Origin of the sequence: Dehalobacter sp. (assembly GCA_023667845.1) — a bacterium.
Lineage (GTDB): Bacteria > Bacillota > Desulfitobacteriia > Desulfitobacteriales > Syntrophobotulaceae > Dehalobacter.
Window position 1 is genome coordinate 1 of the sequence record JAMPIU010000205.1, and the last position, 10,569, is coordinate 10,569.

The 10,569-nt window shown below is 45.7% G+C and carries 13 protein-coding genes; all 13 read right to left on the bottom strand.

Going from position 1 to position 10,569, the window contains the following annotated elements; translation table 11 throughout:
* A partial coding sequence (gene sigK / locus NC238_16430; GenBank protein ID MCM1567495.1) for an RNA polymerase sporulation sigma factor SigK occupies positions 1–632 on the bottom strand: 632 nt, incomplete at its 3' end.
* 233 nt (positions 633–865) lie between these two features.
* Positions 866–1,390 carry a type 4a pilus biogenesis protein PilO gene (gene pilO, locus NC238_16435; protein ID MCM1567496.1) on the bottom strand — a complete coding sequence of 175 codons (525 nt, stop codon included), beginning with the start codon at positions 1,388–1,390 and terminating at the stop codon, positions 866–868.
* A 14-nt stretch (positions 1,391–1,404) separates the two neighbouring features.
* Positions 1,405–1,950, bottom strand: coding sequence for a hypothetical protein (locus NC238_16440; GenBank protein MCM1567497.1), 546 nt, complete (start codon positions 1,948–1,950; stop codon positions 1,405–1,407).
* A 12-nt stretch (positions 1,951–1,962) separates the two neighbouring features.
* Positions 1,963–3,399 (bottom strand): pilus assembly protein PilM, encoded by a 1,437-nt coding sequence (gene pilM / locus NC238_16445; GenBank protein ID MCM1567498.1) that lies wholly within the window; start codon positions 3,397–3,399, stop codon positions 1,963–1,965.
* Positions 3,400–3,489: 90 nt separating this feature from the next.
* Positions 3,490–3,807, bottom strand: coding sequence for a DUF4911 domain-containing protein (locus tag NC238_16450; protein ID MCM1567499.1), 318 nt, complete (start codon positions 3,805–3,807; stop codon positions 3,490–3,492).
* A 97-nt stretch (positions 3,808–3,904) separates the two neighbouring features.
* Complete coding sequence (locus NC238_16455; GenBank protein MCM1567500.1) at positions 3,905–5,161, bottom strand: U32 family peptidase; 1,257 nt, start codon at positions 5,159–5,161, stop codon at positions 3,905–3,907.
* A 63-nt stretch (positions 5,162–5,224) separates the two neighbouring features.
* A complete protein-coding gene (gene mltG, locus NC238_16460) occupies positions 5,225–6,259 on the bottom strand; it encodes an endolytic transglycosylase MltG (GenBank protein MCM1567501.1) in 1,035 nt (344 codons plus the stop codon).
* 167 nt (positions 6,260–6,426) lie between these two features.
* Complete coding sequence (locus NC238_16465; protein MCM1567502.1) at positions 6,427–6,741, bottom strand: DUF1292 domain-containing protein; 315 nt, start codon at positions 6,739–6,741, stop codon at positions 6,427–6,429.
* Positions 6,742–6,819: 78 nt separating this feature from the next.
* Positions 6,820–7,227: a Holliday junction resolvase RuvX gene (ruvX, locus tag NC238_16470; protein MCM1567503.1), complete on the bottom strand. Its 408-nt coding sequence runs from the start codon at positions 7,225–7,227 to the stop codon at positions 6,820–6,822.
* Positions 7,228–7,262: 35 nt separating this feature from the next.
* On the bottom strand, positions 7,263–7,427 hold the full coding sequence (locus tag NC238_16475; protein MCM1567504.1) for a hypothetical protein: 165 nt from the start codon (positions 7,425–7,427) through the stop codon (positions 7,263–7,265).
* A 152-nt stretch (positions 7,428–7,579) separates the two neighbouring features.
* A complete protein-coding gene (locus NC238_16480; GenBank protein MCM1567505.1) occupies positions 7,580–8,539 on the bottom strand; it encodes an aldo/keto reductase in 960 nt (319 codons plus the stop codon).
* A gap of 159 nt (positions 8,540–8,698) precedes the next feature.
* A complete protein-coding gene (locus NC238_16485; GenBank protein ID MCM1567506.1) occupies positions 8,699–8,950 on the bottom strand; it encodes an IreB family regulatory phosphoprotein in 252 nt (83 codons plus the stop codon).
* A 104-nt stretch (positions 8,951–9,054) separates the two neighbouring features.
* Positions 9,055–10,569, bottom strand: a 1,515-nt coding sequence (gene alaS / locus NC238_16490; GenBank protein MCM1567507.1) for an alanine--tRNA ligase, incomplete at its 5' end; no start/stop codon positions are given.

Genomic DNA, 10,569 nt, shown 5'->3' on the forward strand with positions numbered 1-10,569 from the left:
GTCTTTTTGGGCGTGTTCATCAGGCCGAAGCGAAGTTTTATCACCGTTTGTTCCCTTCCTGTCAAATATTTGAGTTTTTCCAGGACCACTCTTTGTTCAAATTGACTTTCCACCTGATCCGAAATTGCATCCGGATCTGTACCCAGGACATCAATCAGATTAATCGCGTTTCCTTCTTTATCCGTACCAATCGGGTCATAAATGGACACTTCCCCGCGAGATTTTTTCAGGGAGCGCAAATACATCAGAATCTCATTTTCGATGCAACGTGCCGCATAGGTGGCGAGTCTGGTTCCCTTTTCCGTGTTGAACGTATTGATGCCCTTGATTAAACCGATGGTCCCGATCGAAATTAGATCGTCACTGTCCGCTCCGGTTCCGTCATATTTCTTCACAAGATGCGCGACCAGCCTCAGATTATGCTCAATCAGTTTATTTCGCGCGTTTTCTGCGACAAGTTCATTGGAAAAATTTCCGGCATTTTTGTAGTCTGCCAGGATACTCAGATATTCGGCTTCCTCCCTTTCTCCTAACGGCTGGGGGAACGCATTATTATTAATATACGATACCAGCAGGGTAACGCCCTTAATCACCGATAAGGCAAGCCCGACAAGAAAAGCTTCAGCAATCATTAACCCTTCAACTCCTTACGCATGCTCTTTTAATTACTATGCGCGGAGCAAAAGAATACTGCTTATCCTGACCCGGAAATTTTTTCATTTAAACAAATAGAAGGACTGCACTTGCCTCAGTAACAAAGAAAAAACGCTTCAGATTTGAAGCGCTCTTGGCTAAAATAATTTACTGGATACCACGGATACATTTGCTGAACTCTCTGAATTTTCTAATGGCTCCCAATAATCGTTTATTCTTTGTATCCGTAAGCAATAATCCTAATCCTGGCCGCAGCCGTATCCTCTTCGCCTTCGGTTACCTGGATGCTGTCCAGCGCCAGATTATACTGACTTACCTTGCGAAGCCGTTCCACAAAAGCATAGATTTTGGCGGTTGACCCCGTACAGGAGAAATCCATAGCCAGCGAAGAATAACTGCCTTCATCTTTCATCTCTTCAAAAGTCAGATTCTGAGAATTGATCCCGCTGTCTTTGGCCAGATTGAAAATAAAGACCATCATATCCGGTTTGACCAGGTTTTTTGGAACGGTCAGATCCAGTTCAGCAGCTTGAGCTGTTAAATCCGTCTGTTCCTGTTTCAGCCCGGACAAATTGATGTAATTGTTCTGCAACGTCACCAGATAAGCCTCGCGTTCGCAGAGTTGAGCTGAATTCTTCTGCAGCACCCCAAACTGACCGGCCAGCAGATAGACATAACCTATCCCGAGCAGAATGATCAGGCCTGTTATTAAAATGCCTTTTTTCTTCATACGCATCGTTTCTATTTCTCCTACGGTTTCAGTTTCAGAGCGAGATTTAACGTCTGTCCCCTGTCATTCAATGAAATCGTTTGGATATCAAAACTTTCAAACCTACCGGAATCAATAAAAATATTTTCTAAACTGCGGATATTTACCGATTCAGGCAGGATCAGCTGCAATTGGACCATATTATCCGCCTGAAGCAGAAAAGAAGTGACCTGCGCGTCTCCCGGCAGAAGTCCGCCTATTTGACTCCTTATAACTGCCGGATTGCTGATTGATCCCCTTGTCCCAAGCTCCAGAAAGCTGCGCTGATCAGTGATCAGGGAACGGAGCCTGTCGTTTTCTGCCATGACAGCAGCAACTTCATTGTAGGACTGAATGCTGGCTTCAATCCTTTCTAAATCTAAGGCCAGTTTTTGCTGCCAAACCCACGGGGAGGCTAGAATGATGACAGCAAAAACAACAGCGATTATCCTAACAACGACGCTAAGCTTTCTTCGAACAGGCTGTTTTCCGCTTCCGGCTTCAATTTCCCAGCGCAGCGCAAAATTAAACTGTGTTCTTTCGTTCATTTGCCCCTCCAGTTAGTGGATATCTTCACGTAAGGCGAGCCCATACAGACTGCCATACTTCTGCCAGTTTTCCGCTAGGCTTGTATCTCCGTCCGCCTTAAACAGCGGCATCCAGTTATTTGGAAAGCCCGTTTCAGTGTTGATCCGTAAACTTTTTCGGAAATATTCTTCCAGTCCCGGCCAGAGGCTGTACTCCCCGGTCAGATAGATTGTCCCTACCGAATTTCCGGCATGGCGGTCGGAATAGAAGCTCAATAGCTTGGATAATGCGGATATGATCGGGCTTAAATCTAATTTACCGGAAATATCGGAAAGTTCTTTCGGCGAACTGTACATACTAAGGTCAGCTTTTTTATCAGCTTTAGCGGCCATTTCTTTTTCTAAATCCTGATATGTAGACGAGATAGGTAATTCCTCGTCCAATAGTTCGTAAGGCACAAATAAATCTTCCAGGACAAACTCATCTTTTTCTTTGACCGATTTGACGGATTCCAGCTGGGAATAATAGAATTCCGCGGCTTCTAATTCCTCCAGAGATAATGTTTCTTGATGATTCCGCAGATTTTGGACCTTATAAAAATCGAGCTGCGGATATTCACCATCTTTGGTCTCCAACCCAATTAATTCATCTAACAGATCAGATGGTTCCTGGCCTGCTGATTGGGGCAAGTCTTCGGGAAAAGCATGTTTTTCGGTATTGCCTGTTCTACTCGCATTTTGATTTCTTTCATCCGCATTGAGAGTTTCTTCTGCATTGACGGTTTTCTCGTCCGTATTAACTTTTAAATCGGTATACAAAAAGAAGCTGCCATTTTCCAGAAGTACAAACTCAATCAGCCCCGGATTTAAGGAGACAATCGCGAAATCGTTGCTGTTTTGTCCTTGTTCCGTATTTCCCTGGGGAGCATGAGCAGGCGCTCTTTCTGCCAAAAAAGAATAAATTCTGGCCAGGCAATCCGCAGTAAGATCCACCGTCTTGGGTTCAATCCCAAGATCCCGGCAGAACGACTGAACCTGCTTCATTTTTTCGGCCGGGAAAGCTGCCAGGAGGACTTTTAACATGGGTACCCCGTTTTCCTGATATTTCTTCAGGATGCGATAGTCCACAATATAATGATCGGTATACCGTTCAAGATATTCATCCATATCTCCGGCAATAAATTTTTCGAGTTCCTGATCCGCCATGTTCGGCAGTGTAATAATGGTCGTAATTAATCCTTGACCTGAAACGGCAATTTTTAGTTTATGGAGCGGTATCCGCTGGTATTGAAGCCAGCTCTTCAGACCCGAAACATCATAACCGGCCGGCACGGCATAGCCAATATTTTTACCGCCCGGTTCCTTGTATGATGCATGCATATGTATCTCAATTTCTTTAGATTTTCCGACAGCAATTGTGGCTATTGACAATTCATTTTCACCGATGACAGCCAGCCAGTGTTTTTTCATGCGGAAAGTCTCTCCTACTCTTCTCGTATCACCCATAACACTATAATAGTATAGGATTTTTCTCAGAACAACAAGATTCTGATAGAATATCTAATTTGCGTTCAAGGAAATCTCAAATTCCAATTGCGATAAAATCTCAATTTGTAAAGGAAGTGTTGAGAGTACCTTTTCCAGTTCCGGCCAGCATTGCCTAGTCGTTTGGATCATCACTTCACCGTTGACTTTATCGGTCGTTGTGATTACACCCAGGTGACCAAGTCCTTCGACATATTTGGCCAAAAGCTGAATATCCGAGCGGGGAATCCTTGCTTTGACCAGCAGATCAGAATCTTCCCAGCTGCTTTGGGATTCTTCAGCAATCAATTTCGCTTTTAGATTTTCGTTTTCCGTATTCTCGTCTTTTTTCATCTGGTCTTTCTCCTGTGTCTTTATGCACCGTTGTTATTTCAGGCTGCTGTTCCTCGAAACCATCCTTATCATTGCAAATCCCCCGGATTACTAACAATTACGAACGGGCAGGCGCTACTTTTCGCAGGATACTGAAAGGTTTCAACGGCGCAGGAGCCGCGATCTTCAGTTTTTGCTGCGGATGCCTCGCCACATCGGTTTCCTCCCCGTCCAAATTCCAGAGGCCATTCACTTTAAATATCCACGGTTCTCCTTCCGGAGCAAGCACCTCAAGCTCATCGCCTAGCCGGAAATGATTACGCTGCTCTATCCAGTGGCCGCATTCACTTCCCTTCCCGATTACCGCGCATTCCTCTTGTTCCAGCACTCTTCCGACAAAACTGTATTCGCGGATATAATTGGAAGTCTCAATGTTATGCGCTTCAGCCCCCGGTTTCCCAAAAAGGAATCCGGTCGAATAGTCACGGTGACTCACCTTGTCCATTTCAGCAAGCCAGGAGGGAATTTTTTTCCTAAATTTTGTTTCTCCTTGTTCCCACAGGACGTCCAAAGCTTCACGATATACTTTGACCGTACTCGCTACATAATAAGCGCTTTTCATTCTACCTTCTATTTTATAGCTTGCCAGATTTAAATCTTTTAATAAAGGCAAATGGGGCAGAAGGCAAAGATCATGGGAGTTAAATATATAGCTTCCCCTGACATCTTCCTCCAGCGGAAAATACTGTCCGGGTCTCTTCTCTTCGACCAGCGCGTAGCCCCAGCGGCAGGGATGGGTACATTCTCCATGGTTGGCGTCACGACCTGTGAGGTAATTGCTCAGAAGGCAGCGTCCCGAGTACGACATACACATGGCTCCATGGACAAAGATTTCCAATTCGCCTTGGGCCTTGGGACAGAGGGTTTTTAGTTCTTCCAGTGTAAGTTCCCTTGCAAGTACGGCCCTGCGCACACCCTGGGAAAACCAGAAGTTGGCGCTGGCTGCATTCGTACAATTGGCCTGGGTACTTAAATGGACGGGCAGATCCGGCGTTTCCTTCCGGGCCAGGGACAGTATCCCCGGATCAGAGACGATAATCCCGTCAATTTCAAGCTCCGTTAATCTGATCAGATAATCCTTAAGTCCGGCAAAATCCTGTTCATGCGCAAAAATATTGACGGCAATATAGATCTTCCGGCCAAGTCTATGCGCATATTCGGCCCCCAGCTTAAGTTCATCATCATTCAGGTTCCCGGCATAAGCCCGCAAACCAAACGAAGCCCCCCCTGCGTATACCGCATCAGCCCCGTACGCATAGGCAAATTTTAACTTTTCAAAATCCCCGGCAGGTGCCAGGAGTTCCGGTTTTTTCATCAGTTACTCCGCTGCATTATTTTAAACCTTAAACAATTAATCATCACGTTTTATCAAATATTTCTATTGATAGATGCTTACATTTTTTAAATGTTCCTCATAGGTAACAGCAAAAGCATGTGACCCGTCATTTTTGGCGACAAAGAAGAAATAGTCGGTATCTTTCGGGTAAAGGGCGGCCTGTAAAGAAGCATGACCCGGGTTCGCAATCGGTCCGGGAGGCAGCCCGGTATGCCGGTACGTATTATACGGAGAGTCGATCTGGGTATCCGCAATGGTCAGTACGGGTTTGACTTCACCCAAGATATACTGAATCGTCGCGCAGGATTCCAGCGGCATGCCAATTTTCAGACGGTTTTCAAATACACCTGCAATCATTGGTCTTTCTTCAGCTTTCTTCGCTTCTTTCTCGACGAGGGAAGCTTTGATGAGCCACTCCAAAACAGACATATTCCGTTCTGCCAGGCGGTTCGTGGTCTCAGATGTCAGCTCCTGTTTAAAACGCTGTAAAAATCGGTCAATGGTCTCTGAGGGTGTGGCTTTTTTGTCAAAAAAATACGTGTCGGGGAACAAAAAGCCTTCCAGCCGGTTTTCACCCAAAGGAATATCTGCCAAAAAACTGTAGTCATCCTGATCAAATCGTTTCATAGCGTCATAAAATTCATTCTTCGTGCCCAAGCTATTCTCGGCGAGCTTAGCGACAATCTGGGCAACTGTATATCCTTCCGGGATCGTAATCCGGACAACTTCCAGTTCCGGTCCTTTCATCAGTGTATCCAGGATCTCCCTGGCACTCATGGAAGGCGAAAGATAATATAACCCTGCAACCAACTTGGCATCAGCTTGGTTCATCCTGCATAACTGACGGAACACATTTGCCTCGCGAATCAAATGGTCAGTTTCAAGCTTGGCTGCAACTTCAGAGGCATTCATGCCAGGCTCCAGAACAAAGGCAACTTTATCGGAAGAATCGGAGACCGGCTTTAAATTTCCTGACCACCATAATCCGCCGGCTAACAGCACAAGCAGCAAAACCAAAACAATGCCAATCATATAATTTTTTCTTTTTACAGGAGCCTTTCGGCGTTTTCTCCTCACTTTACCTCTCTCTTTCCTTATCCTAGAATTTGGACGACTGAAACAATGATCGATTGCATCACAAACCTATCATGTGCTATTATACCTTTTTTTTCGTCAATAAGAAACTCACGCTTCCCAGCGTGAGTTTCTTAAATTATTTATGACTTTTAAGAACAAATTTTTGCTTATTCTTCGTCAAACTCGTCTTCCATTTCTTCCCAGGCATCGGCGACTTTTTCCCATTCCTCATCGTCTTCGATATCCATGAGCATGTCTTCACCGTTTTCATCTTTGCCAAGCTTCAGAATAATGGCTTCGGCTTCCTCTTCGTCTTCTTCTGTTTCTTCAACAGGCAGAAGCACAAAATACGTACTGCCTTCAACTTCGAGGGTGGCAAGATGCATGAATTCGTTTTCATTTCCTTCGTCATCATTTAAGACAATGACATCAAAAACCTCTTCATCATCAAGATCATCTTGCTTATTAATTTCATCGGACATATGTATCACCTCTTCAAATCAGATATTGTAATTCTACCTTGGCAGGAAAAGAAAGTCAAATGGTATCTCAATTTCCGTTCACTTGCTATTGAGATATCCCTGGAGAATGAATACTGCCGCCATCTTATCAATGACTTTTTTTCTCTTTGCTCTGGATAGATCTGCCTCCAGCAAGGCCCTTTGGGCTCCGATGGTGCTCAGCCGTTCATCCCACAACTTCACCGGCAGTAAATAGCCTTCACGAAGTTCTTCCGCAAAAACCTCCGTCAGCTTCGCCCTTTCACCGAGTGTCCCATTCATATTCTTCGGATATCCCAGAACAATTTCATCCACTTCGTATTCCCGAATCAGGCGGGCTAATTCTTCCCGCTCTTTCTCTTTTCTGCTTCTTCTTATGACTTCCACTCCCTGGGCGGTAATACCCAGCGGATCGCTCATCGCGACGCCAATCGTCTTTTCACCAAGATCCAGCCCCATTATCCTCATTCATGCACCTCAGCAACTGCCTGACCACGTAGGGTCTACGCCCGGTCCTGCTCGTCATCGTTGTTTAATGGAATAGAGTCGTTCATTACACCCTGCGAATTGTGACTTCCGCAATTCTTACACAACCATTCTTCGCCATCATACAGGAATTCAGTAATTTCGCCGCATTCAATACAATACTCTTGGACTTTCTTTTTCATAACAGCGTCCCCCTGTCTGTACATTTTGGTATCACGGTTCTGTTATTTTCAGATGTACGTCTCTTATCCTAATTATATACCTTAACATTTTTCTCCGCTATTATTATCCCAGTTTACGGAAGATATTATTTAAATTTTTTTATACAAAGGTATCATATAATCTTCAGACAGAAATGCGGGCAATATCTGCCGCAGTATCCGCACAGAACACATCTTTCCGTCTGCAGACAGACCTGTCCCTTGTTAAGATAAAGCGCATTTTGCGGGCAGCCGCCGACGCACTTTCCGCAGCCCTGGCACCAGTCGGCGATGTACAGTTTTCTCTCCCGGTGCAGAACCGCTTGGCGCAATTCATCGGATATAGGTTCCTCGTTCAGCAGTGCCAGGTTATAGTCTACTTCCGGAATCGATGACATGCCTAAAGCCATCGCCTGGATTCCTGGAATGCTCCGGATAAAATTCACGGCTCTTTCCGGTTCAGCCGCCAAGTGCCCACCGCCAAAAACCTTCATCGCATAGATGCCGATACCTAATTCAGCTGCAAACGCAATAGCTTCCAGCATGTCCTCAAGACTTCCATCGATAATGCCGAGCCCCTGGTAATTAATAAGTGGGTGAATCACGTCAAGACCCGGCTGAAGAGCCCCTGCTCTTACCCCTTGAACTGCGTGGGTTGAGATTCCAATCGCCCCAACCAGACCCCTGGCCTTTGCTTCAAGCAATCCTTCCCAGGCCCCGGCATGTCCTTTGAGCGTCAGATGACTTTCCTGCTCATGAAGCAGAAAGATATCAATAGAGTCCCTGCCCAGTTCCTTTCTGGCTTTCTCCAGACTCGCATCCAGTTCCTGATTCGTCACCGCATAAGATTTGGATACAACTTTTAGCTCGGGGTTCCTGGCCAGAACAGGTTTTAACTGACTGTAGTTTTCATAGATTTCTGCCGTATCGATCCAGTCTATCCCCCTTGAAAGCGCATATTGAAGGATCTCTCTTCCCCGCTCTTCGCTCACTCTGCCCTGAAGCGAAGAAATTGCGAGGCTGCCAAAACATATTTCCGATACCTTCGGACCCTTTAGCCCTAATTTGACCTTCAACAAATGACCGTCCTCCAAAACGAAACCCCCACGTACTGTGAGGGCAGCTAATCAAACGCAACGCAAAAATAAGAACCATTCGTGTTAATTGAAAAAAAATCAAAAAAACGCAAGGTATTCAGATCAAAAGAAATTCTTAAAGAAAAAAGGTGAAAATAAAAAGTAAGAAAATCTTTTTTATAAATCGCGCAAATAGAATTTTACCAGTTCTTCCAGCAATTCATAACGTTCCAGCTTGCGGATTTTGGTTCTGGCCTGATTATGACTGGTAATATAGACAGGATCTCCGGACATCAAATAACCCACCAACTGATTGATCGGATCGTATCCTTTCTCCTGCAGTGCAGCATAAACCTGTTGCAATATTTCCCGCGGTGAATTGTCACCTGGATGGGATTTGAACATCATGGTTTCTTCCATCTTACTCAAGGTTTATACCTCCTTTCTTTCACCAGTATGTTATACATTATTCTGCATTGATCCAAAGATTACCTGTCAGTTTGTTAAAAATATTTTCACTTTTTTAGTAATCTTTAACTATTATGCCCCAAAAAATGACGGATTATGGAAGGTACTTTATCCAGCGCCTCGCCAAGCTTGGAAGGGTCCTTGCCGCCGGCCTGGGCCATGTCGGGACGACCCCCGCCTCCGCCGCCTGTAATCGAAGCCACTTCCTTAATAATCTTGCCGGCATGAAGTCCATTTAATCCCGACGGATGAACCACAGTCACCAAATTTACTTTTTCGTCGGCAACCGCACCCAGTACAATGACGCCTTCTTTCAGCTTGTCTCGAAGCATGTCCGCTGTTTGTCTGAGTGTCTCCATATCCGGGGCCTGAACCCTAGAAGCAAGTATTTTCACACCGTGGATATCCTGAACCTTGCTCATGATGCTGTCCGCTTCATATTTAGACAGCTTGGCATTCAGCTGCTGAATTTCTTTTTCGAGTTCTCTGATCTGGGCCGTCATCAGGTGAACTTTTTTCACACTTTCCTTTGGCTGAACTTTCAGCACCGTACTGATCTCAGCGAACTGGCTCTCCATTTCTCTTAAGTAGGCCAAAGATTCCATACCGGCCACAGCTTCTATTCTTCTTAAGCCTGCCCCGATACCACTCTCGGAAATGATTTTAAATAAGCCGATTTCCCCTGTATTTTTAACATGGGTTCCGCCGCAGAGTTCTCTGCTGTAATCACCCATTTCAACCAAACGCACTATTTCTCCGTATTTTTCACCAAACAACGCAATCGCGCCTTTTGCACGGGCTTGGTTCATGCCCATTTCTTCGGCCTGCACCGTAAGACCGGCCATGATTTGCCTGTTCACGCTGTTTTCTACTTCGGTGATTTGTTCAGCCATGAGCGGCGAAAAATGTGAAAAATCAAACCGCAGGCGTTCACTGGTAACAAGGGAACCTGCCTGCTGAACGTGATCTCCCAAACTCTTGCGCAGCGCCGTCTGCAGAAGATGCGTTGAACTATGGTGTCCGGCTATGGCCTGGCGTTTTTCCTTATTAACGACGGCGTGGACCTTTTCCCCTATTTTCAGCACCCCGTCTTTAATCAGCAGGCGGTGCGTAACTGCGCCGCTCGGAAGTTTCCGCAATTCCAGCACTTCAGCATACGCCTTACCGGTCCGGATGATTCCTTCGTCTGAAACCTGTCCGCCGCTCTCAGCATAAAAAGGCGTCTGGTCCAAAAGACAAATGACTTCCTCCCCTTCACCGGCCCCATCCACTGCGCCTTCTTCATTGAACATCGCTTCAATGATGCTGTCACTTTCCAGTTGTTCATAGCCGAGAAAACGGGTCGGCCCCAGTTCTTTTGCTTTTTCTGTGAGCAGGCTGTTTTCCCCGGCAGCCTTCATCTGACGGGATTGTTCTTTCGCCAGCAGACGGTGTTCTTCCGATGCTTTGCCGAACGACGCCATATCCACGGAGATCCCCTCTTCCAGCAGCATTTCTTCCGTCAATTCTACCGGGAAACCATAGGTCTCATACAGGTGAAAAGCGTCTTCCCCGCTGAGTATCTTCTGACCCGATTCTTT

What these genes read in the sequence shown, in the direction of transcription:
- pilO (MCM1567496.1), bottom strand. Translation starts at nt 1,390, where the DNA reads ATGCGTATGAAGAAAAAAGGCATTTTAATAACAGGCCTGATCATTCTG.
- NC238_16455 (MCM1567500.1), bottom strand. Translation starts at nt 5,161, where the DNA reads ATGAAAAAACCGGAACTCCTGGCACCTGCCGGGGATTTTGAAAAGTTA.
- NC238_16475 (MCM1567504.1), bottom strand. Translation starts at nt 7,427, where the DNA reads ATGAAAAAGAAAGTCCAAGAGTATTGTATTGAATGCGGCGAAATTACT.
- NC238_16450 (MCM1567499.1), bottom strand. Translation starts at nt 3,807, where the DNA reads ATGAAAAAAGACGAGAATACGGAAAACGAAAATCTAAAAGCGAAATTG.
- ruvX (MCM1567503.1), bottom strand. Translation starts at nt 7,227, where the DNA reads ATGAGGATAATGGGGCTGGATCTTGGTGAAAAGACGATTGGCGTCGCG.
- NC238_16465 (MCM1567502.1), bottom strand. Translation starts at nt 6,741, where the DNA reads ATGTCCGATGAAATTAATAAGCAAGATGATCTTGATGATGAAGAGGTT.
- NC238_16440 (MCM1567497.1), bottom strand. Translation starts at nt 1,950, where the DNA reads ATGAACGAAAGAACACAGTTTAATTTTGCGCTGCGCTGGGAAATTGAA.
- pilM (MCM1567498.1), bottom strand. Translation starts at nt 3,399, where the DNA reads ATGAAAAAACACTGGCTGGCTGTCATCGGTGAAAATGAATTGTCAATA.